The organism is Micromonospora sp. B11E3 (assembly GCF_039871625.1).
In the GTDB taxonomy this organism is placed as follows: Bacteria; Actinomycetota; Actinomycetes; order Mycobacteriales; family Micromonosporaceae; genus Micromonospora.
This window is the reverse complement of record NZ_JBDPMC010000042.1, coordinates 1-20,330: the sequence shown is the minus strand read 5'-3', so window position 1 is coordinate 20,330 and position 20,330 is coordinate 1. Positions and strand designations below refer to the sequence as shown.

At 72.3% G+C, this 20,330-nt stretch carries 21 protein-coding genes; 8 read left to right on the top strand and 13 right to left on the bottom strand.

What is annotated here, in order from left to right; genetic code table 11:
* Positions 1 to 8: 8 nt before the first annotated feature.
* The 3 genes from ABGB16_RS20705 to ABGB16_RS20695 are packed head-to-tail and all read right to left on the bottom strand — an operon-like array spanning position 9 to position 3,816.
* Positions 9 to 1,232, bottom strand: coding sequence for a cytochrome P450 (locus ABGB16_RS20705; protein ID WP_347669738.1), 1,224 nt, complete (start codon positions 1,230 to 1,232; stop codon positions 9 to 11).
* Complete coding sequence (locus tag ABGB16_RS20700) at positions 1,229 to 1,543, bottom strand: antibiotic biosynthesis monooxygenase family protein (RefSeq protein WP_347669737.1); 315 nt, start codon at positions 1,541 to 1,543, stop codon at positions 1,229 to 1,231. The genes ABGB16_RS20705 and ABGB16_RS20700 overlap by 4 nt, the downstream gene beginning before the upstream one ends.
* Positions 1,540 to 3,816, bottom strand: coding sequence for an FAD-dependent oxidoreductase (locus ABGB16_RS20695; protein WP_347669770.1), 2,277 nt, complete (start codon positions 3,814 to 3,816; stop codon positions 1,540 to 1,542). The genes ABGB16_RS20700 and ABGB16_RS20695 overlap by 4 nt, the downstream gene beginning before the upstream one ends.
* A gap of 333 nt (positions 3,817 to 4,149) precedes the next feature.
* Between ABGB16_RS20695 and ABGB16_RS20690 the strand changes: the two genes are divergently transcribed.
* The 3 genes from ABGB16_RS20690 to ABGB16_RS20680 all read left to right on the top strand — a co-directional run bounded on the left by ABGB16_RS20690 (position 4,150) and on the right by ABGB16_RS20680 (position 7,018).
* A complete protein-coding gene (locus ABGB16_RS20690; protein ID WP_347669736.1) occupies positions 4,150 to 5,166 on the top strand; it encodes an EamA family transporter in 1,017 nt (338 codons plus the stop codon).
* Between the two features lie 107 nt (positions 5,167 to 5,273).
* Positions 5,274 to 5,648, top strand: a complete 375-nt coding sequence (locus ABGB16_RS20685; protein ID WP_347669735.1) for a PadR family transcriptional regulator — start codon at positions 5,274 to 5,276, stop codon at positions 5,646 to 5,648.
* Positions 5,645 to 7,018, top strand: a complete 1,374-nt coding sequence (locus ABGB16_RS20680) for a permease prefix domain 1-containing protein (protein WP_347669734.1) — start codon at positions 5,645 to 5,647, stop codon at positions 7,016 to 7,018. Before ABGB16_RS20685 ends, ABGB16_RS20680 begins: the two co-directional genes overlap by 4 nt.
* Here ABGB16_RS20680 and ABGB16_RS20675 read toward each other — a convergent pair whose 3' ends face one another.
* On the bottom strand, positions 7,019 to 7,669 hold the full coding sequence (locus tag ABGB16_RS20675; RefSeq protein WP_347669733.1) for a pyridoxamine 5'-phosphate oxidase family protein: 651 nt from the start codon (positions 7,667 to 7,669) through the stop codon (positions 7,019 to 7,021).
* Positions 7,670 to 7,782: 113 nt separating this feature from the next.
* Between ABGB16_RS20675 and ABGB16_RS20670 the strand changes: the two genes are divergently transcribed.
* Entirely contained in the window at positions 7,783 to 8,313 is a 531-nt protein-coding gene (locus ABGB16_RS20670) for a GNAT family N-acetyltransferase (RefSeq protein ID WP_347669732.1), read from the top strand.
* 19 nt (positions 8,314 to 8,332) lie between these two features.
* Here ABGB16_RS20670 and ABGB16_RS20665 read toward each other — a convergent pair whose 3' ends face one another.
* From ABGB16_RS20665 to ABGB16_RS20650, 4 genes are all read right to left on the bottom strand, one after another.
* Positions 8,333 to 8,704, bottom strand: a complete 372-nt coding sequence (locus tag ABGB16_RS20665; RefSeq protein WP_347669731.1) for a hypothetical protein — start codon at positions 8,702 to 8,704, stop codon at positions 8,333 to 8,335.
* Between the two features lie 179 nt (positions 8,705 to 8,883).
* Positions 8,884 to 9,489 carry a hypothetical protein gene (locus ABGB16_RS20660; protein WP_347669730.1) on the bottom strand — a complete coding sequence of 202 codons (606 nt, stop codon included), beginning with the start codon at positions 9,487 to 9,489 and terminating at the stop codon, positions 8,884 to 8,886.
* A 185-nt stretch (positions 9,490 to 9,674) separates the two neighbouring features.
* On the bottom strand, positions 9,675 to 10,889 hold the full coding sequence (locus ABGB16_RS20655; protein WP_347669729.1) for a S8 family peptidase: 1,215 nt from the start codon (positions 10,887 to 10,889) through the stop codon (positions 9,675 to 9,677).
* Between the two features lie 69 nt (positions 10,890 to 10,958).
* Positions 10,959 to 12,194 (bottom strand): S8 family peptidase, encoded by a 1,236-nt coding sequence (locus tag ABGB16_RS20650; protein WP_347669728.1) that lies wholly within the window; start codon positions 12,192 to 12,194, stop codon positions 10,959 to 10,961.
* 243 nt (positions 12,195 to 12,437) lie between these two features.
* Here ABGB16_RS20650 and ABGB16_RS20645 point away from each other — a divergent pair, with 243 nt between their 5' ends.
* Complete coding sequence (locus ABGB16_RS20645) at positions 12,438 to 13,097, top strand: TMEM175 family protein (protein WP_347669727.1); 660 nt, start codon at positions 12,438 to 12,440, stop codon at positions 13,095 to 13,097.
* 24 nt (positions 13,098 to 13,121) lie between these two features.
* On the opposite strand, the gene ABGB16_RS20640 is transcribed toward ABGB16_RS20645, so the two are convergent.
* The 4 genes from ABGB16_RS20640 to ABGB16_RS20625 form a co-directional block, all read right to left on the bottom strand.
* A complete protein-coding gene (locus ABGB16_RS20640; protein WP_347669726.1) occupies positions 13,122 to 13,532 on the bottom strand; it encodes a VOC family protein in 411 nt (136 codons plus the stop codon).
* A 5-nt stretch (positions 13,533 to 13,537) separates the two neighbouring features.
* The gene (locus tag ABGB16_RS20635) at positions 13,538 to 13,984 is read right to left on the bottom strand and encodes a helix-turn-helix transcriptional regulator (RefSeq protein ID WP_347669725.1); all 447 of its coding nucleotides are present in this window, start codon (positions 13,982 to 13,984) and stop codon (positions 13,538 to 13,540) included.
* A 122-nt stretch (positions 13,985 to 14,106) separates the two neighbouring features.
* Complete coding sequence (locus ABGB16_RS20630; RefSeq protein WP_347669724.1) at positions 14,107 to 16,500, bottom strand: excinuclease ABC subunit UvrA; 2,394 nt, start codon at positions 16,498 to 16,500, stop codon at positions 14,107 to 14,109.
* A gap of 196 nt (positions 16,501 to 16,696) precedes the next feature.
* On the bottom strand, positions 16,697 to 17,053 hold the full coding sequence (locus ABGB16_RS20625) for a VOC family protein (protein ID WP_347669723.1): 357 nt from the start codon (positions 17,051 to 17,053) through the stop codon (positions 16,697 to 16,699).
* Between the two features lie 172 nt (positions 17,054 to 17,225).
* Here ABGB16_RS20625 and ABGB16_RS20620 point away from each other — a divergent pair, with 172 nt between their 5' ends.
* The 3 genes from ABGB16_RS20620 (at position 17,226) to ABGB16_RS20610 (ending at position 19,810) form a co-directional block, all read left to right on the top strand.
* Positions 17,226 to 17,546, top strand: a complete 321-nt coding sequence (locus tag ABGB16_RS20620; protein WP_347669722.1) for a hypothetical protein — start codon at positions 17,226 to 17,228, stop codon at positions 17,544 to 17,546.
* Positions 17,540 to 17,833 carry a hypothetical protein gene (locus ABGB16_RS20615; protein ID WP_347669721.1) on the top strand — a complete coding sequence of 98 codons (294 nt, stop codon included), beginning with the start codon at positions 17,540 to 17,542 and terminating at the stop codon, positions 17,831 to 17,833. Before ABGB16_RS20620 ends, ABGB16_RS20615 begins: the two co-directional genes overlap by 7 nt.
* Positions 17,834 to 18,124: 291 nt before the next feature.
* Positions 18,125 to 19,810 carry a glycoside hydrolase domain-containing protein gene (locus ABGB16_RS20610; protein ID WP_347669720.1) on the top strand — a complete coding sequence of 562 codons (1,686 nt, stop codon included), beginning with the start codon at positions 18,125 to 18,127 and terminating at the stop codon, positions 19,808 to 19,810.
* Positions 19,811 to 19,818: 8 nt separating this feature from the next.
* On the opposite strand, the gene ABGB16_RS20605 is transcribed toward ABGB16_RS20610, so the two are convergent.
* A complete protein-coding gene (locus ABGB16_RS20605; protein WP_347669719.1) occupies positions 19,819 to 20,169 on the bottom strand; it encodes a hypothetical protein in 351 nt (116 codons plus the stop codon).
* Positions 20,170 to 20,330 lie beyond the last annotated feature (161 nt).

Genomic DNA, 20,330 nt, shown 5'->3' with positions numbered 1-20,330 from the left:
GGACGGGCTCAGGCGGTGAACCGGACGGGTAGCTCCAGCAGGCCGCGGAACGGCGACGCCGCCGGCAGCCGGCGCAGTTCCTCGGCCGGCACCGCCAGCCGCAGGTCGGGCAGCCGGCGCAGCAGCGCCGAGATGCCGATCTGGGCCTCCATCCGGGCCAGCGAGACCCCGAGGCAGTAGTGCACGCCGTGGCCGAAGCCGATGTGCGGGCCGCGCTCGCGGGTGAGGTCCAGCCGGTCCGGGTCGGCGAAGTGCGCCGGGTCGTGGTTCGCCGAGTTGATGACCACGCCGACGACGGACCCGCGCGGGATGCGTACCCCCTGGTAGTCGACGTCCTCGGCGGCGATGCGGGGGCTGGCCACCGGCAGCGGGCCGTCGAACCGGAGCAGCTCCTCGATCGCCGCCGGCAGCAGCTCCGGGTCGGCGCGCAGCAGGGCGAGCTGGTCGGGATTGGTCAGCAGGGCCACCGTCGCGTTGCCGAGGAAGTCCGCGGTGGTCTGGTGCCCGGCGAACAGCAGCAGGAAAGTGGTGGTGACCAGTTCGGACTCCGACAGCGTTCCCTGCCGGTCGCAGGCGACGATCAGGTCGCTGACGATGTCGTCGGCGGGCCGCACGCGCTTGGCCTGCACGAAGTCGGCGAGGTAGTGGTACAGCCGCAGCTGTGCCTCCTGCACGGCCGCCCGGTCCCGCTCCGGGTTCTTCGACGACCCGGACGTACGGATCGCCTGCGTCCAGTCGAGGACCTGGTCGTGGTCCGCCCTCGGGATCCCGAGCAGTTCGGAGATCACCTTCATCGGCAGCGGGATAGCGAAGTCGTGCATCAGCTCGGCCTCGCCCCGCGGAACGACCTTGTCGAGCAGGTCGTCCACGATCTGGGCCACGCGCGGGCGCAGCGCCTCGATGCGGCGCGGCGCGAACGCCTGGGACACGATCCGCCGCAGCCGGCTGTGCTCGGGCGGGTCGGAGTTGAGCATGTTCCGGTTCAGCGCCTCGGAGTTCGGCCCGAAGATCCGCAGGTAGTGCTGGCCGGGCCCGTACAGGTCCTTGGACAGCCTGGGGTCGGTCAGCGCCGCCTTCGCGTCGTCGAACCTGGTGATCAGGTACGAGTCGAACCGCGGCCCCTTGACCAGGCAGACGGGCGCGTTCTCCCGCAACTCCGCGAAGGTGGGGTAGGGGTCGACGGCGAACTCGTCGGTGTAGTACTCGGACGCGGGCAGAACCGGCTCGGTCATGACGACTCCTCGCTGCGGACGCTGTGCAGCACCTGGTAGGTGTTCCGCTGGGCCGACTCGCGCAGGTCGCGGATCACCCGCAGCAGGTGGTCGCGGTGCTCGCTGCGGCCGAAGGCGTCCAGCCGCTCCCGGTCGGCCCAGTCGCTGATGATCAGGTAGCTGCGCGGGTCGTCGGCGTCACGGACCAGGTCCTGGCGCAGGCAGCCGTCCAGGCCGCGGATCTTCTCCGCCGCCGCCAGCCACTCCGCCTCGAACCGCTGCTCGCAGCCCTCCCTGGCGCGCATCGCGAGCACGGTCCGCACGGCGGTCACCGCGTACCCCCGAACACCAGGTGCAGGTTCTTGCGCAGCGCGTCGGCGTCGATCGGCTGGCTGCGGAAACCCACGTGCCCGTCGGGGCGGATCAGGTACAGGGCGCTGCCGGAGGCGCCGTACCTCGCGCGGAACCCGCCCGCGGCGTCCCGCACGACCGGCGGGTGGAGCATCGCCGGCACCTGGGCGTCCGGGCTGGCCAGCAGGTACGCCTCGATCTCCCCGCAGGCCAGTTGGCGGGCGTCGGCGCACAGCTTCTCCACGGCCGTCAGTTCCGCCTCGCCGGCCGTACGGTCCGCGTACACCAGCAGGGTGTGCCCGGTGCCGCGGGTCAGGTCGCGCAGCCGCAGCGGGTGGCCGACGCCCCGCCGCTGCAGGCCGCCCACGTCGGGGGCGAGGTCGCCGGGGCCGGGGCCGTCGCGCAGGGCGTCCGGGGCGGACAGCGACTCGCCGACGAGTGGGCTGCGGGAGTAGCTGAGCAGCATGCCCATCTCCTGGAGGAACTGCCGCTTCAGGTCGTCGCGGTCCAGTTCCTCGGTGAAGGCCATCCGCACCGCCCGCCCGACGATCTCCTCGCCCTCCGGGCGCCGCTCGGTCTCGTAGCTGGCCAGCAGCCCCGGCGCGGCGACGCCCCGGACGGCGAGGGCGAGCTTCCAGGCGAGGTTCCAGGCGTCCTGGATGCCGGTGTTCATGCCCTGGCCGCCCGCCGGCGGGTGCAGGTGCGCCGCGTCGCCGGCCACGAACACCCGTCCGTCGCCGTACCGGTCGACGATGCCGTGGCTGATCCGGAACACCGACGACCAGCGCAGGTTCGACGCGCGGGTGCCGGGCGGGGCGAGGTGGTCCAGCGCGGCCTGTACGTCGGCGAGGGTGGGCGCGGCGAGTTCCTCGCTGAATCCGGGCGGGGCGTCCTGCCCGCCGGTCTGGGCGAAGAAGCGGGGCGGGGCCAGGGTGGCGATGCGGTACCGGGACTCGCCGCGCAGCGGGACGCACACCAGCATGCCGTCCATCCGGCCGTCTGTCTCGTGCAGGAACCGCAGCAGGTGGCCCTCCGGCATGTCCCAGTCCACGTCGACGTCGCCGAGCATGAACAGCTGCGGGAACCGGCCCAGTCCGCCGGTGAACGTCAGCCCGAGCAGCTCGCGGACCCTGCTGTGCGCGCCGTCGCAGCCGACGAGGTACTTCGCGCGTACCGTCTCGGTGCCGCCGTCGGCCAGCGCGAGCGTGGCCAGCACGCCGTCGTCGTCCTGGGTGAACGCGGTCAGCTCGGCGCCCCGCCGGGGGCGCACGCCGAGGGTGGCCAGCCGCTCGGTGAGCAGGCGCTCGGTCTCGTACTGGGGCAGGCCCAGGTGCGCGTACGGCAGCTCCGGCAGCTCCCAGCTCATCCGGTGGGTCTGGACGCCGTTGACGAACACCATGTTGCCGGTCAGCCAGATCCCGGTGTTCATCGCGTCCCGCACGATGCCCTGGTCCTCCCAGATCTCCATCGTGCGGCAGTGGATGCCGATCGCCTTGTCGGCCTGCCCGGACGGGACGGCCAGCTTCTCGACGACCCGGCAGTCGACACCGCGCCGGGCCAGCTCGACGGCGGCGGTCAACCCGGTGGGCCCCGCGCCGACGATGAGTACGTCCGTTGTCGTGTGCACGTCGATCTCCTTGCCCGTACTGGGTTCTGCTCGGCTGTCGTCGGGCGGGGCCGCCGGGTGGAAGAGGCGGCGCCGGAAGTCCTTGAGGAGGAACTGGGCGATCGGCCCGGCCTCCTCCTGCGCGTGCGCCGGGTTGCCGATCCAGCGGTAGAACTCCGCCTCGCTGCGCCACTCGGCGAAGATGTGGTGGATGTCCGAGTCGGGGGAGCGCAGCAGCTCCTCGCGCAGGTACCCGGGCACCCCCGCCATCCGCCCGGTGACCTCGGCGTACCCGCGTTCGAACTCGGCGCGCCGGGGCGCCGGGACGGTGACCTCGACGTCGACGAAGATCATCGACGGGGTGTGGCCGTCGGGGTCGCGCATCGCGCGGCGGTCGTCCGGCGCGGGCGCCTCGCACAGTGGGCGTACGGCGTCGGCGAGGCGCGCGGCGACCGGCCCGTTCTCGTAGTCGCGTAGCGCGGACTCGTCGGCCCACTCGGTGACGACGACGAACGATCGCGGATCGCCCGCGTCCTGGAGCAGTTCCCGCCGCAGGTTGCCGGCCAGGCCGCCGACCTGCCCGGCGATCGCCCGCCACGCGGATTCCACGGCGTGTTCGCACCCTGGGCGAGCGCGCATCCGGACCATTGTCCTGATCATGAAGTCCCCTTCGACGGCGTGCGCGAGACGATGGACCTGGTGGGACGGGGATTGAGCTGCACGGGATACCGCTCGCCTCAGCAGCGAGTCTGCGGACCCGCCGTCATCCGGACGTCACCGCGCGTGGGGATCTGTGCGTCTCCTGTGACAGCCCGTTGACACCCGCGTGCCGCCGACGCGGCGAGGGCGCCCGCAGCACTCGTGTTTCCGACAGCTAAAATCGCCCGGTGAACACCTACTGGCACGTCGTTCTGCCGCCGCTTAGCGCCTGACCGGGCGCACACGACGACGGTTCGTCCCTGACCCACGCACCGACCTCCGGTGGGGTCAGCTCTCGTGGTGCGCCCGTTTCGGATCGAGTCCAGGCCCATCCAACGACGGAAGACCACGTTCGTGCTGAATCACGCTGTTTCTTCGACCCTGAGCCGCCCGGTCGCCGCCAGCCGGCGCCCTTTCCGCGGCGACCCCGCGCCCATCCTCGCCTCAGCCGTGCTGTGGGGGACGACGGGAACCGCGAGTTCTCTGGCCCCATCCGGGGCGTCGGCGGCAGCCGTCGGCTGCGCCGGTCTCACCCTCGGCGGCATCCTGCTCTTCCTCACCTCTCGGCGCGCCCGCTCGTTGCCCGCCACCTGCACCGGCCCCGAGCGGTGGCTGCTGCTCCTGGGCGCGCCGGCGGTGGCCGGGTATCCGCTGACCTTCTACCCTGCCGTGGCCCGGACCGGCGTGGCGGTGGCCACCGTGATCGCCCTGGGCAGCGCGCCCGTCTTCGCCGGCCTGCTGTCCTGGCTCACCGGGCAGGCCAGGCCGACCGCCCGCTGGACCGGCGCGACCGCGGCCGCCGTGCTGGGCTGCGCCCTCCTGGTGCTCGGTCCAGAGCTTGCCGGGCGCGCTACGCCCGTGGACCTGACAGGCGTGGCGCTCGCCGCGTGCGCCGGACTGTCGTACGCCGCCTACTCGCTGATCGGCGGCAGGCTCATCACGCGCGGACACCCTTCCGACGCGGTGATGGGCGTGCTGTTCGGTGCGGCCGGGGTGCTGGTCCTGCCGCTCGTTCCGCTCGTCGACATGCGGTGGCTCGGGACCACCCGCGGCGCCGTGGTCGCCCTGTACCTCGCCCTGGTCACCGTCTATCTGGCGTACCGGCTCTTCGGGTACGGCCTGCGCCGCACCTCCGCGTCGGTGGCCACCTCGCTGACCCTCGCCGAGCCCGCCGTCGCGGCGGCCCTGGGCGTCACGGTCCTCGGTGAGCGCCTGCCGGTCGTCTCGTGGTGCGGCCTGGTCGTCCTCGCGCTGGGCCTCGTCGTCCTGGCCATGCCGGCCGCTGGTGACCGGCCGTGACGACGATCGAGGAGCTCTCCATCCGCTCACCGGGGCCCTGGCGTCACGCCGATACCTAGTAGTACTATGCATGGCAGTTCTAGGGTATGGAATGTGGGGGAGGTCTGGTGAGGGTCGCGAAGGATCTCGTGGCCGCCTCGGCGACACCGATGGTGTTGGGCATCCTGGCCGAGGGGGAGAGCTACGGCTACGCCATTTTGAGACGGATCAACGAGCTGTCGGGTGGAGAGCTGGACTGGACCGAGGGGCTGCTCTACCCGCTGCTGCACCGGCTCGAGCGCCTCGGCTACGTGGAGTCGAGCTGGCAGTCGGTGACCGGCGAGCGCCGACGCAAGTACTACCGCATCACCGACACGGGCCTGGCGGAGCTCGCGGAGCAACGCCGCCAGTGGGACACGGTCGTGGCCACGCTCAAGGAGATCTGGGTCGGCTCCGGCGACTTCAGGCCGTTCGGAGCGATCCCGATGGGGGGCCAGGCATGACGGCGCAGGACGGCCAGGACGAGCTGGAGGCCCAGTTCGCGCAGTGGCGCCACTACGTGCAGCGCCGCCGAGAGCTGCGGCGGCCCGACACCGAGGAACTCGAAGATCATCTGCGGGGCTCCGTCGACGAGCTCGTCGCCGCCGGCCTGCGCCCCGACGAGGCGTTCCTGGTCGCGGTCAAACGCATGGGCAGCCTGGACGAGCTGTCCCGCGAGTTCGCCCGGGAGCACTCGGAGCGGTTGTGGAAGCAACTGGTGCTGACCGGCGAGACCGACAACCCGGCGGCGGATTCCCGGTCGCGGCGCGACCTCACCGCGATGGTCGTCTGCGCGGTGGGCGCGGCCGCGTCCGTCAAGGTGCCCGAGCTGTTCGGGATGAGCCTGCAGGACGACGCCGCGTTCTACGGCCCCAACGCGGGCCTGCTCGCGCTGCCCTGGCTGGCGGCCTTCCTGGCCTGGCGCCGTCGTGCCACGAGGGCGGTGATCGGGGTGCTGTTCGCGTTGTTCGCGCTCGGCGCCGTCGCCGCCAACGCCTACCCGCTCGCGGAGGACTCCCAGTCGGTGGTCCTGACCAGCATCCATCTGCCCATCGCGCTGTGGCTCGTGGTCGGGCTGGCCTATGTCGCCGACGACCTGCGCTCGTCCCGACGACGTATGGACTTCATCCGCTTCACCGGCGAGTGGTTCGTCTACTACGTCCTCATCGCCCTCGGCGGCGGCGTGCTGACCGCGTTCACGTTTCAGACCTTCGAGGCCATCGGGATCTCCCCGGAGGGCTTCGTCTCGCAGTGGCTGGTTCCCTGCGGGGCCGCCGCCGCGACGGTGGTGGCCGGATGGCTCGTCGAGGCCAAGCAGAGTGTCGTCGAGAACATCGCCCCGGTCCTCACGCGGCTGTTCACGCCGCTGTTCACCGCGGCGCTGCTGGCCTTCCTCGTCGCCTACGCCTGGACGCGCGCCGGCATCGACGTCGAACGGGAGGCGCTGATCCTGTTCGACCTCCTGCTGGTGGTGGTGCTCGGGCTGCTGCTCTACTCGATGTCGGCCCGCGACCCGCTGGCCCCGCCCGGCCTGTTCGACAAACTGCAGTTCGCCCTGGTGCTCAGCGCGCTGGCCATCGACGTGCTGGTGCTGGTGGAGATCACCGGACGCATCACCGAGTACGGCACCACCCCCAACAAGGCGGCGGCGCTCGGGGAGAACGTCGTCCTGCTGGCCAACCTGGCCTGGTCGGCATGGCTGGTGCTGGGTTTCGTCCGCGGGCACAAGCCGTTCGCCGCGCTGGAGCGCTGGCAGACCAACTACCTCCCGGTGTACGCGGTCTGGGCCTGGATCGTGGTCCTGGTCTTCCCTCCGGTGTTCAACTACCTCTGATCAGCTCGATACCCGGGTCTCCCCGTCGGGCAGTCTCCGACCGCCAGCCTCCCCGCCCGGGGAGGCTGGCGGTGTCGGGGGCAGCGGGAGGGGCAGGCCCGGCAACCCGTCGATGCTGGTGGCGACGTGTTCCTTCCCCGCGAAGTAGTCGCTGAGCGAGTCGTCGGTCTCCCGCGCGAACCGCCTCGCGTGCAGGTCGCGGTCCTCGTCGTACGACATGAGGGGGACGGCGTAGCCGCAGGTGTCCCGGATCAGCTCCGCACGGACCACGATGATCGCCCGCAGCCCGTGCGAGCCGGTGTCGACGGCGGGGAAGTGGGTGATCAGTTCCGCCCACCGGGGGTCGTCGCGGAACACCGGCTCGCCGCGGCCGTGCACCCGCACGATGTTCGGCGGACCCTGGAAGGCGCACCACATCAGCGTGATCCGGCCGTTCTCGCGCAGGTGCGCGATGGTCTCGGCGTTGCTGCCGGCGAAGTCGAGGTACGCCACGGTGAGCTCGTCCAGGACGGCCCAGGAGCCCGCCAGCCCCTTGGGCGACAGGTTGATCGTGCCGGTGGCGGCGAGCGGCGCGGTCGCCGTGAAGAACATCGGCTGCGCCCCGATGAAGTCGCGCAGTCGCCCGGTGATGTGCTCGTACGTCTTTCCCATGCTGCGCTACCGCCTTCCCGCGTGCCGGACTCGCGGATCCGATCGTCCCAGGACCCGGCCCCCGGTGGGCGAGCCAGTTCCCGTTGCGTGGACGCCCGCCCTAGGGTGGCGGGATGCCCGAGCTGCACCGCCTCGCCGAACACCACGCCCCGGCCCTGCTCCGCTTCGAGCGGGAGAACCGGGCGTACTTCGCGCGGTCGGTGCCGGACCGGGGCGACGCCTACTTCGCCGGGTTCGACGGGCGGCACGCCGCGCTGCTGGCGGAGCAGGCCGCCGGCCTGTGCCACTTCCACGTGCTGCTGGACGACGAGGGGGAGGTGCTGGGCAGGTTCAACCTGGTGGACGCCGTCGACGGCCACGCCGGGCTGGGCTACCGGGTGGCCGAGCGGGCCGCCGGGCGCGGGCTGGCGACCGAGGGCGTCCGCCGCGTCTGCGAGTTGGCCCGCGACGCGTACGGGCTGCGCCGGCTGACCGCCGAGGCGGCGCTGTCGAACCCGGCCTCGCTGACGGTCCTGCGGCGTACCGGGTTCACCCCAGTGGGGGAGGTGCTGCTGAGCGGGAAGCCGGCCCTGCGGCACGTCCGGGACCTGGGGGCGGCGCAGGGGCCGGTGCCGGTGCGGCGGGCCGGCGGGGCGCCCGGGTGAGCCGCCCCGCCGGCGGTGGTCAGCTCCGGCGGAACCAGGGTGCCGCGGTGGCGTCGTTCTTGTAGAACGCGGCCAGGGCCCGGGCGACCTTGGCTTCACCGGAGGGGCTGGGGTGGACGCCGTCGCCCTCGTAGTCGGCGCAGGACCACTCGAGGCCGTCGCTGCGTCCCGGAACGCCGCCGATCGCGTCGTCGGCGCCGAGGCCGTCCGCCCACAGGTAGGGGCCCCAGGCCAGCCACGGCGCGGGGGCGCCGGTGCCGGCGTACGCGAGCCGCGGATCGCCGGCGATCTGGTCCTCGATCAGCCACTTGACGGCGAACGCCTGCTCGTAGGCGCCCTTGCCGCGGGTGGCGTTGGCGTAGTCGCCGTAGGTGCGGCTGGACAGGTGCACGATCCGCAGGTTCGGGTACCGGCGGCGGGCCCGGAGGCGTGGGGCCGCCCCGAGATCCGGACAGTTTCCCGGAAAATGCGGCCTCGGCGCGGCGCCAGGCCACACTTCCCGTGAAACTGCGCGGATCTTGCGGTGGGCGGTGGAGACCACCCGGCAGCGGCCCGCCGGAACCCCGGTCGTCACCCCACCACGGAGCGCAGCGGGACCTGCTCGGCCCGCAGGGCGCGCACGAAGTCGCCCAGGAACGGGTGCTCGTCGACCAGCAGGCCGTCCGGGTTCGGGATCACCAGGTACGCCGAGCCGTCCGCCACGGAGACCCGGGCGGCGTTCGTGAACCGGTCGACCACGGCCTCGGTGCGGGCGAGGTCCCCGGCGGCCACCTCGATGGTGATCGGCCGCCACTGGCCGCCCAGGTCGTCCGGCACGGGCGCGGCCGCCGCGGCGGAGCGGGCCGGATCGACCTCGCCCGCCTGCCGCGGCGCGGGGGTGCGCGCCGCCGCGCCGGTCGTCGCGGCCAGCAGCGCGTTGGCCACCAGGTGCAGCCCGTTCTCGTTGTACGCCCGGAACAGCGGGTTGAACGCGAACAGCACCGCCCGGCCGGCCCCGGTCGGCTCCTCCACCAACGCGACACTGCCCTTCAGGGCGTCGGCGTGCACGGTGTAGCCGTTGGACCAGAACGTGTCGCCGGTCGGGTACCGCAGCACGTTGGCGCCGGTGCTGCTCGGACTCAGGATCGGATCACCGTTGTTGAACACGAAGTCCTCGGCCGGGCGACCCGACCCCACCGGACTGCCGCCGTCCACGTCGACCCGCAGGCCGCGTCGGTGCCGCTCTTCTCGCCGCCGTGGACGTTGGCCGCGACCCAGACGGTTGCGCCGGCGGTCGGCCCGGCACGCGCGGCGAGGGGGCCGCCAGCTTTGGGCCGGTACGCGCCCCGGCACCGTCGGAGACGGCGCCGGGGCGGCGGGTGTCAGACGGTGCCGCAGTAGAGCAGCCGGTTGGGCGAGCCGGTGCCCGGGTTGCCCACCACGCCGGTGGTGGCGTTGGCCAGGAGGTGGGCGACCACCTGGGAGGGTGTCCAGGTCGGGTGCGCCGAGAGCACCATCGCGACGCAGCCGGCGACGTGGGCGGCGGCCATCGAGGTGCCGCTGATCGTGTTGGTCGCGGTGTCGCTGGTGTTCCAGGTCGAGGTGATGCCCTGGCCGGGGGCGAACAGGTCGAGGCAGGAGCCGTAGTTGCCGGAGCCCATCCGGGCGTCGGTCGGCCCGGTGCCGGCCACGGTGAGCGCGGCCGGCACCCGCGCGGGGGAGAAGTTGCAGGCGTTGCTGTTCGAGCTGCCCGCGACGACGACCCAGGTGATGCCCGAGTTGATCGAGTTGGTGATCGCCGAGTCGAGCGCCGTGCTGGCGCCGCCGCCGACGCCCGTGAGCGCCACCGCCGGCTTGACCGCGTTCCGGGTCACCCAGTCCACCCCGGCGATGACCTGGGCGTAGCTGCCGCTGCCGAAGCAGTCGAGCACCCGCACCGGGACCAGCCGGACGTCCTTGGCCACGCCGTGCAGGTGGCCGCCGACCGTACCGGCGAGGTGGGTGCCGTGGCCGTTGCAGTCGGCGGCGGGCAGGGCGCCGTCGACGGCGTCGTACCCTCCGCCCACGGAGCCCTGGAAGTCGACGTGGGTGGCCCGGATGCCGGTGTCGACGACGTAGGCGCGCACGTCGGGCGCGGTGTTCGGGTAGGCGTACCGCTGGTCCAGCGGCAGGAAGCGCTGGTCGATGCGGTCCAGACCCCAGGACGGCGGGTCGAGCTGCACGCCGGCGGCCAGCGGGGCCAGGTGGTTCTGTTCGACGTACGCCACGGCCGGGTCGGCGGCCAGCCGGCGGGCGGCCGGCTCCGACAGCCGGGCCTCGAAGCCCCGGATGGCGGCGTCGTAGACGTGGCCGTGGGTGCCGCCGAACCTGCCGGTGAGGCGGTCGGCCGTGGCGGCGACCGAGGCGGTGCCGGCGGTCACGCCGTCGCGCAGCACCACGATGTAGCTGCCCGGCACGGCGGTGGGGCCGTCGGCGTGCCGGATCTGGCCCGACGCAGCGGCCGGGAGCGGGCCGGCGGTCAGGGCGGCGCCGACCGTGAGGGCGGCCCCGAGGGCGAGCGCCAGCGTCCGCCGGCGCCGGATACCAGGAGCGAGCATGGTCCGGTCCTCTCGAACGGGACCGGCCCCGGGGTGTGGTCGCCCCGGGGCCGGCGGATCGTCATCGGATCAGAGTGAGGGGGAGCGGTACAGCAGGCGGTTCGGCGAGCCGGTGCCCGGGTTGATTACCACGCCGGCGGTGGCGGTGGAGACGATGTGGGAGTGCACCGTGGCCGGCGACCAGGTGGGGTTGCTCTGCAGCACGCGGGCGACCACGCCGGCCACGTGCGGCGAGGCCATCGAGGTGCCGCTGATGGTGTTGGTGGCGGTGTCGCTGGTGTACCAGGCCGACAGGACGCTCACGCCGGGGGCGAAGATGTCCAGGCAGGAGCCGTAGTTGGACCAGCTCGCCCGGGTGTCGGTGCTGTCCGTCGCGCCGACGGTGATCGCCGTCGAGACGGAGGCCGGCGAGTAGTTGCAGGCGTTGGCGCCGTTGTTGCCGGCGGCCACCGCGTAGCTGACGCCGTCGGCGATCGAGTTGGCCACGGCGGTGTTCAGGGAACTGGTGAGGCCGCCGCCGAGGCTCATGTTCGCCACCGCCGGCTGGCCGGCCTGGTGGTGCGAGGTCACCCAGTTGACGCCGGCGATGACCTGCGCCCAGGTGCCGCTGCCGGAGCAGTTGAGCACGCGCACGGCGATCAGCCGGACGCTCTTGGCGACGCCGTACGTCGAGCCGCCGACGGTGCCGGCGACGTGGGTGCCGTGGCCGTTGCAGTCGGCGGCGGGCAGGGCGCCGTCGATCGCGTCGTAGCCGTCGACGGCCCGGCCGCCGAACTGGGTGTGGGTGGTCCGGATGCCGGTGTCGATGATGTACGCGGTGACGCCGCTGCCGGTGGTGGTGTAGTTGTAGGTGGCCGACAGCGGGCGGTTCGGCTGGTCGATCCGGTCCAGGCCCCACGGCGGGTTGGTCTGGGTCGCGGTCGCCTGCACGGTCTGGTTCTGCTCGACGTAGGCCACCGACGGGTCGGCGGCGAGCCGCTTGGCGGCCTGCTCCGACAGCCGCGCCTCGAAGCCGTTGAGCGCCGTGCCGTACACGTGGCCGAGGGTGGCGTTGTAGCGGGCGGCGAGGCTCCGGGCCGAGGCGGCCACGGCGGCCTCCTGGGTGCCCGCCCGACCGCCGACGGCGCTGTCCTTGAGCACCACGATGTAGCTGCCCGGGACCGCGGCGGCGCCGTCGGCGTGCAGGATCTCACCGCTGGCCGGGGCCGCGCTGGCCGGGCCGCCGATCATGGCGGCGGCCATGGCCGAGGCGGTGAAGACGCCGAAGGCGGCCAGCCGGCGGCGGCTGGTGTGGGGGAGTGTCATCTCCCGGTCCTCCCTTGCTCTGGCCGCTCCCACGGGCGGGGTCCCGGTGGGAGTCGGTCCGAACCATTAGGACGGAGCCTACAAGCGCCATCTATGGCGATGGATATAGCAAAGGATCCATAACGCGGCCCTATGGCTGACCGCCACGGGGTCGGGCGGCACCAGCCCCCGGCGCCCTCAACTGCCCCGGCCCGGATTTCCCGCCCGGCCCGACGGAGCCGACTCGGTCGTCACAATCAGGGCATGGACGACGATTCGGTCGGAGCCGGCCCGCGCCGGCGCCCCGACGACGACCGGCGCAGGGACCGTACGCTGCAGCGGACCATCAACCTCACCGACGCGATCGTGGCCATCGCCCTGACCGCGCTGGTGCTTCCCCTCGTCGACCTCGCCGACGCCAGCACCGCCCGGCAGTCCGTGGCCGACCTGATCGCCCGGCACCTGGGCGACATCCTCTCCTTCGCGGTGTCGTTCCTGGCCATCGCACTGTTCTGGCACACCCACCGGCAGTTGTACGAGCGGCTCGTCGACTACGACGAGCCGCTGCTCCTGCTCAACACCGGCTGGCTGCTGGCGGTGGTCTTCCTGCCGTTCCCCACCGCACGGCTGTTCGTCGAGACCCGGCTGCGCGCCGACTCCGCCGTCTTCTACCTCAGCAACCTGCTCGTCGTCAGCCTGATCGCGCTCGCCCAGACCTGGTGGGTCCGCAGGCACCCCGGGCTGCGCGCGCCGAACGAGCCGCGGAGGTCGCCGGCGCTGCTGCAGCCGGTGGCCCTGTCGGCGACGTTGGCGGTCGCGACCCTGGTCGCGTTCGCCTCGCCGGGCGGCGGGCTGCTGGTACTCGTCGCGCTGCCGCTGGCACGGTTCGTCGCCGCCGGCGTCGCCAGGTCACGCCGCGGGTGACGGTGGCCCCGATCGCCGGACGGCTCAGCGCAGTTCCTGGATGCGGACCAGGTTGCCCGCGGGATCGCGGAAGGCGCAGTCGCGAACGCCGTACGGCTGCTCGATCGGCTCCTGGACGACCTCGGCGCCGCTGGCCCGCAGCCGGGCGAAGGTGCTGTCGAGGTCGGCGGTCGCCAGGAGGATGCCGGCGTAGGTGCCCTTGGCCATCATCTCGACGATGGTGCGGCGCTCGTCGTCGGTGACGCCGGGGTCGGCGGCCGGCGGGTGCAGGACGATGGACGTGCCGGGCTGATCGGCGGGGCCGACGGTGATCCAGCGCATCCCGCCGTACCCGACGTCGTTGCGGACCTCGAAGCCGAGGGCGTCGCGATAGAAGGCCAGGGCGGCGTCCGGGTCGTCCTGCGGGAGGAAGCTCGCGTGAATGGTGATCTTCATGCCGGTCACCCTAGTTGGGGATCCGTGACCGCTTCCCGATTTCTGACGGGTCTGGTCACCTGTTTCGCCACGCACGACGGCATCCCCGCCGTCGCGCGCGCCGCCTCGCGCCGGTAGGTGCTGGGCGGCACCCCGACGAGCTCGGTGAAGCGGGTGCTGAAGGTGCCCAGCGACGAGAAGCCGACCGCGAAACAGACCTGCGTGACGCTGAGGTCGCCACGGCGCAGCAGCGCCATCGCGCGCTCCACGCGCCGCGTCATCACGTAGGCGTACGGCGACTCACCGTAGGCGCGCCGGAACTCGCGGCTGAGGTGCCCGGCCGACATGTGCACGCCACGGGCGAGCGCCTCGACGTCCAGCGGCTGCGCGTACTCCCGGTCGATCCGGTCGCGGACGCGGCGCAGCCGGACGAGGTCGCTCAGGCGTTGCTCCGCCCCGAATCTGCTGGTCACCTGCGAAATCCTGCCACGTGCGCGCCCGCTCGACCCAGTGGACCCGCCCCGCGCGCCCGCGGTGCCGCCGCCGGTCCCGCGGGACGGGAGGACGCGTCCCACGGTGCCCGTGGGGATCCCGGTCAGCTGCCGACGTAGGCCGCGAGGTGCTCGCCGGTGAGGGTGGAGCGGGCGGCGACGAGGTCGGCGGGGGCGCCCTCGAAGACGACCTGGCCGCCGTCGTGGCCGGCGCCGGGGCCGAGGTCGATGATCCAGTCGGCGTGCGCCATGACCGCCTGGTGGTGCTCGATGACGATGACCGACCTGCCGGAGTCGACGAGCCGGTCGAGCAGGCCGAGCAGATGCGCGACGTCCGCGAGGTGCAGGCCGGTGGTCGGCTCGTCGAGGACGTAGACGCCGGCCTTCTCGGCCATGTGGGTGGCCAGCTTGAGTCGCTGCCGCTCGCCGCCGGAGAGCGTGGTGAGCGGCTGGCCGAGGCTGAGGTAGCCGAGGCCGACGTCGGCGAGCCGGCCGAGGATGGCGTGGGCCGCCGGCGTGCGCGCCTCGCCGGCGCCGAAGAACTCCTCGGCCTCGGTCACCGACATCGCGAGCACCTCGCTGATGTCGCGGCCGCCGAGGTGGTACTCCAGCACCGATGCCTGGAACCGCTTCCCCTCGCACTCCTCGCAGATGGTGGCGATGCCGGCCATCATCGCCAGGTCGGTGTAGATGACGCCGGCACCGTTGCAGGTCGGGCACGCGCCCTCGGAGTTGGCGCTGAACAGTGCCGGCTTCACGCCGTTGGCCTTCGCGAACGCCTTGCGGATCGGGTCGAGCAGTCCGGTGTACGTCGCCGGGTTGCTCCGACGCGAGCCGCGGATCGCACCCTGGTCGATCGACACCACCCCGTCCCGCCCGGACACCGAGCCGTGGATCAGTGAGCTCTTGCCCGAGCCCGCCACCCCGGTGACGACGACCAGCACGCCGAGCGGGATGTCGACGTCGACGCCCCGCAGGTTGTGGGTGCTGGCGCCGCGTACCTGCAGCGCCCCCGACGGCGTCCGCACCGACGGCTTCAGCGAGGCGCGGTCGTCCAGGTGCCGGCCGGTGAGCGTGCCACTGGCCCGGAGCCCCTCGACGGTGCCCTCGAACACCACCTCGCCGCCCTCGGTGCCGGCGCGCGGGCCGAGATCGACGACGTGGTCGGCGATCGCGATCGTCTCCGGCTTGTGCTCCACCACGAGCACCGTGTTCCCCTTGTCCCGCAGCCGCAGCAGCAGGTCGTTCATCTGCTGGATGTCGTGCGGGTGCAGCCCGATCGTCGGCTCGTCGAAGACGTAGGTGACGTCGGTGAGCGACGACCCGAGGTGGCGGATCATCTTGGTGCGCTGCGCCTCGCCGCCCGACAGCGTGCCCGACGGGCGGTCGAGGCTGAGGTAGCCGAGCCCGATCTCCACGAACGAGTCGAGCGTCTGTTGCAGCGTGGTGAGCAGCGGCGCCACCGACGGCTCGGCGAGGCCGCGGACCCATCGGGCCAGGTCGCTGATCTGCATCGCGCAGGCGTCGGCGATGTTGATGCCCCTGATCCTCGACGACCGGGCCGCCTCGCTGAGCCGGGTGCCGCCGCAGTCGGGGCAGGTCGTGAAGGTGATCGCCCGCTCCACGAAGGCGCGGATGTGCGGCTGCATCGCCTCCGGGTCCTTGGCGAGCATGGACTTCTGGATCTTCGGGATCAGCCCCTCGTAGGTGAGGTTGATGCCGTCGACCTTGACCTTGGTCGGCTCCTTGTGGAGCAGGTCGTGCAACTCCTTCTTCGTGTACTTGCGGATCGGCTTGTCCGGATCGAAGAAGCCGCAGCCGCGGAAGATGCGGCCGTACCACCCGTCCATGCTGTAGCCGGGGACCGTGAGCGCGCCCTCGTTGAGCGACAGGCTGTCGTCGTACAGCGCGGACAGGTCGAAGTCGGTGACCGAGCCCATGCCCTCGCAGCGCGGACACATGCCGCCGAGGCGGGTGAAGGTGGCCTTCTCGGTCTTCGTCCTGCCGGCGCCGCGCTCGACGGTGATCGCGCCGCTGGCCTTCACCGAGGGGACGTTGAACGAGTACGCGTTGGGCGGGCCGATGTGTGGCTCCCCGAGCCGGCTGAAGAGGATGCGCAGCATCGCGTTGGCGTCGGTGGCCGTGCCGACGGTGGAGCGGGGGTTGGCACCCATCCGCTCCTGGTCGACGATGATCGCGGTCGTCAGCCCTTCGAGCACGTCGACCTCGGGCCGGGTCAGCGTCGGCATGAAGCCCTGCACGAAGGCGCTGTAGGTCTCGTTGATCAGCCGCTGCGACTCCGCCGCGATCGTGCCGAACACCAGCGAGCTCTTGCCCGAGCCGGAGACGCCGGTGAACACCGTGAGGCGGCGCTTCGGGATCTCGACGCTGACGTCCTTGAGGTTGTTCTCGCGCGCACCGAGTACGCGGATCAGGTCGTGGCTGTCGGCGGCGTGCAGCGCAGGCGGCTGCGTGTCCGTCCTCGTGGCCGTGCTCATCGTGTCTCCTTTGTCGGCCGGTGCCGCCTTCGCGGTCCCCGTCGGCGTCGCCTGCCTCGATCTGACCGGCTTCGAGCGGTGTGTCTGGTTCTTCTCCTCGGCGCGGTCGCGGCGCCGGCCCCCTGTCTACCTGATCGGCGGTGGCGGCCGGGGTGGCGCGCCCGGCCGGGGCGCCAGGCTCACCGACAGTCGGCGCTCACCGGTCCTGAAGCAGTCCGAGGACGTTGCCGTCGGGGTCGGTGACGGTGGCCACCAGACGGCCGTCGCCGACGTCGCGTGCGGGTTCCCGCACGGTGGCGCCCGCGGCGGTCACCTCGGCCAGCTTCGCCTCCAGGTCCGGCACGTGCCAGTAGGCCACCGGTGCGGTCATGCCCTGCGGCCCGCCGCCCGGCACCAGCCCGATGTGCTGGCCGCCGGCCTCGAAGCCGACGTAGTAGGGCCCGTCGGTCTGCGGCGGTACGCCGAGCAGGGCGGCGTACATCTCCTTGGCCGTCGCCAGGTCGGAAACGGGATGCAGCACGGTCCTGATTCCCTGGGTGGAAGAGCCGGTCATGTCACTCCTGAGGTCGTGGGTCGCGATCGACCCGGTGCGTCTCGCCACGCTAGCTCCGGCGCCGTGACCTGCGCTTCTCGATTCCTGATCGGTTGCCGCAGGGCCGGATATATCGACTACTGTCGAAGTTTCTGGTAGCGTGTCCGCTCATCCGAGACCTGGTGAGGGACATATGCCTCGATCGTCACCGCGCCTGGCCGCCGCGCTCGGCGCCGGAATCCTCCTGGCCCCGCTGGCCGGCACCGCCGCCCAGGCCGAGACGGTGGTGCCCCGGCACGCCATCAACATCTGCCAGAGCGCCAGCTTCTACGCCAACTACAACTCCGCCAGCGGTCCGTACGGCCTCAAGCGTGTGCTGCCGTACGGCGACAAGATCGGACACACGCCGAACGTGCACCCGGTGTACAACGGGTGGGCCGCGACCTTCGACTTCGGTCCCAACGACTGGGGCTACATGCGCATCGAGTGCATCGGGGGGTACGACTCATGGTGACCCGGAGAGCCCGTCGCGTCGTCGCGGCGCTGGCCGCCGCCTCGGCGGCGGGAGCCCTCGCCCTCCCGGCGCAGGCGCAGGCCGCCTACGGCACGATCGGCGAACGCGAGACGGTGTGCGCCGAGACCCTCTACGTCCGCACCGACCCGAACGGCGCCTGGACGGGCACCCTCTACCGGGGGCAGACGTTCCTCGTCGAGGGGCCCCGCAGCGGCGGCTACGTCTACGGCTTCGCCTACGGGTACATCAACCGTCGCGGCTGGGTCCAGGACGGCTGGTTCTGCTGACCCGCCGGCTGGCGGCCCCGCGCCGCCAGCCGGCCTGGCGGGTCGGCCGGAGATCTTGGTGAAAATCGGCCCCTCCGGGGGCCGATTTTCGCCAAGATCTCGAAGAGTCGAGACGCGGATGCGCTCATGTCGCCGCCATGGAGTCGATCACGGCGCCGGCCACCCGCCGGGCCCCTCGCCCATCGGCTGGGCGGGTGTGTCGCCCGGCCTCTGGCTAACGACGCTCGTCAATGGTAGGAAAGCTCGAACGGGTACGCCCTGAGCGAAAGAAATTGACGACGAGAGGCTCCGATGAAGACGAAACAGGTCATGGCCGGCGTGGCGGCCGCCGTCGTCGCCTGGGCGCTGGTGGCCACACCGGCCTCGGCGACCCCCGGGGACAGCAGGGCCATCAGCTACCACGGCTACCGCGTGGTGATACCCGCCGACTGGCAGGTCGTCGACCTGTCCGCCGATCCACACGCATGCGTCCGGTTCGACCGTCCCGCCGTCTACCTGGGCCGCCCCGGTGACGAGCCGTGGTGCCCCACCGACCCGGTCGGGCGCACGGCAGGACTGATCATCGAGCCGATCGACGCCGTCGCCACCGACCGCCTCACCGCGGACACCGCCGTCACCGCCAGGGGCAGGGCGACCACGGACAGGCTGACGTCCCGCGACGACGCCATCCAGGTCGCGGTCCGCGACGCGGGCGTACTGGTCACGGCCGTGCACAACAGGGACACCGAAGCGGCGGTCCGCCGGGTCCTGGCCACCGCCAGCCTCGGCCGGGACGCCACCCCGGTATCCCTGGACACCGTTCAGCCGGCGCCGACGTCCGCCCCGGTGACGATGGCGGCGGCCGGGCCGCAGCCGGGCACGTACACCGGCAAGGGCTTCGACACGTGCACCGCCCCGTCCCAGTCGACCATGGACGCGTGGCGCGCCAGCTCGCCCTACCGCGCGGTCGGCGTCTACATCAGCGGCTCCAGCCGCTCCTGCGCCCAGCCCAACCTGACCGCGACCTGGGTGACCAACCAGACCAACAACGGCTGGCGCCTGATCCCCATCGAGCTGGACTACCAGGCCCCGTGCGGCACCCGCACGCCCAAGATGTCGTACGACCCGGCGACGGCCAGGAGCCAGGGCGCCGCCCGGGCCACCAGCGCGGTGACCGCCGCCCAGGCGCTGGGCATCCCCGCCGGAAGCGCGATCTACAGCGACATCGAGCACTACCCGTCGAGTGAGTCCTGCAGGGCCGCGGTGCTGTCGTACCTGTCCGGCTGGACCGAACGGCTGCACGCGCTCGGCTACCTGTCCGGCATGTACTCCAGCGGCTCCTCCGGTGTCCGGGACCTGTGCGGCGCGTACAACGACTCCCGCTACACCCGCGTCGACCATCTCTTCTTCGGCTGGTGGAACGGCGTGGCGGACACCGACGCGGGCGACTACTGCCCGGACGCGTACTACGCCAACCACCAGCGCATCCACCAGTACACCGGTGACAGCTACGAAACCTGGGGCGGCGTGCGGATCTACATCGACCGTGACTACCTGGACGTGTCGACCGGCACCACGCCACCGCCGGCGTTCAGCGTCACGGTCGACAACTCCGCCACGGGCCGGTTCACGGCGAGCGCGAACTGGGGCACCTCGACCTACTCCAGCCAGCGGATGGGGCCCGACTACCGATTCGCCAACCCGGTCTCGGCCAGCGACGTCGCCTGGTACAAGGCGGACCTGCCGGCGACCGCGAGCTACGAGGTCTCGGTCTGGTACCCGGCCAACTCCGGATACAACGACTCGACCCCGTACATCGTGGCCACCACCGGCGGCAACCAGTCTGTTCGCGTCAACCAGCGCGTCAACGGGGGCCAGTGGGTGTCACTCGGCGTGTTCACGCTGGCCGCCGGCGACGGTGACAAGGTGGGCGTGAGCCGGTGGACCAGCGGGACCGGGTACGTCGTGGCCGACGCGATCCGCATCACCCGCGTCTGAGGCCACGGTCAGCCGGTGGCGGGCGGCGGCACGACAGCCCGCCACCGGCTGGCCGGGGCGCCTGGGGGGGGGCTCCACTTGTCGGCACGGCCGAAGCTGCCGGGTATCCCGCAGTTCCCGCCCGCGCCCACCCTGCCCTCCGCCTTCGCCTGCGCCGGGTCGTTCAGCCAGCCGGGCGCGGCGGTCGGGGCCGTGGCGGTGGCCGTGGGGCCGCCTCCGGTCGGGCTGGGTGCGGCCGAGCTCGCCGGGGGCGCGGCGTCGTCGGCGCCGTCGTCGGTGCAGGCCGTGGTGAGCAGAGTGGCGGTGAGGGCGAGGTAGGCCAGGGTGGGCCGCGCCAAGCTCGATCGACGGATATTCATGTGACGAAGGGTAGGGTGTCTGATGGACGTCGATCTAGGGCGTGTCTCGTGGATCTTCGGGGCGGGTTTTGGTAGATAGATTGGCGTGTCTCGACGGCATGAGCTGACCGATGACGAGTGGGCGCTTCTGGCGCCGTTGCTGCCAGCGGATCCGCCGCGTG

Coding starts and splice junctions, on each gene's coding strand:
- ABGB16_RS20705 (WP_347669738.1), bottom strand. CDS start 1,232: ATGACCGAGCCGGTTCTGCCCGCGTCCGAGTACTACACCGACGAGTTC.
- ABGB16_RS20695 (WP_347669770.1), bottom strand. CDS start 3,816: ATGGTCCGGATGCGCGCTCGCCCAGGGTGCGAACACGCCGTGGAATCC.
- ABGB16_RS20680 (WP_347669734.1), top strand. CDS start 5,645: ATGACGGCGCAGGACGGCCAGGACGAGCTGGAGGCCCAGTTCGCGCAG.
- ABGB16_RS20675 (WP_347669733.1), bottom strand. CDS start 7,669: ATGGGAAAGACGTACGAGCACATCACCGGGCGACTGCGCGACTTCATC.
- ABGB16_RS20670 (WP_347669732.1), top strand. CDS start 7,783: ATGCCCGAGCTGCACCGCCTCGCCGAACACCACGCCCCGGCCCTGCTC.
- ABGB16_RS20655 (WP_347669729.1), bottom strand. CDS start 10,889: ATGCTCGCTCCTGGTATCCGGCGCCGGCGGACGCTGGCGCTCGCCCTC.
- ABGB16_RS20650 (WP_347669728.1), bottom strand. CDS start 12,194: ATGACACTCCCCCACACCAGCCGCCGCCGGCTGGCCGCCTTCGGCGTC.
- ABGB16_RS20645 (WP_347669727.1), top strand. CDS start 12,438: ATGGACGACGATTCGGTCGGAGCCGGCCCGCGCCGGCGCCCCGACGAC.
- ABGB16_RS20640 (WP_347669726.1), bottom strand. CDS start 13,532: ATGAAGATCACCATTCACGCGAGCTTCCTCCCGCAGGACGACCCGGAC.
- ABGB16_RS20630 (WP_347669724.1), bottom strand. CDS start 16,500: ATGAGCACGGCCACGAGGACGGACACGCAGCCGCCTGCGCTGCACGCC.
- ABGB16_RS20625 (WP_347669723.1), bottom strand. CDS start 17,053: ATGACCGGCTCTTCCACCCAGGGAATCAGGACCGTGCTGCATCCCGTT.
- ABGB16_RS20620 (WP_347669722.1), top strand. CDS start 17,226: ATGCCTCGATCGTCACCGCGCCTGGCCGCCGCGCTCGGCGCCGGAATC.
- ABGB16_RS20615 (WP_347669721.1), top strand. CDS start 17,540: ATGGTGACCCGGAGAGCCCGTCGCGTCGTCGCGGCGCTGGCCGCCGCC.
- ABGB16_RS20610 (WP_347669720.1), top strand. CDS start 18,125: ATGAAGACGAAACAGGTCATGGCCGGCGTGGCGGCCGCCGTCGTCGCC.
- ABGB16_RS20605 (WP_347669719.1), bottom strand. CDS start 20,169: ATGAATATCCGTCGATCGAGCTTGGCGCGGCCCACCCTGGCCTACCTC.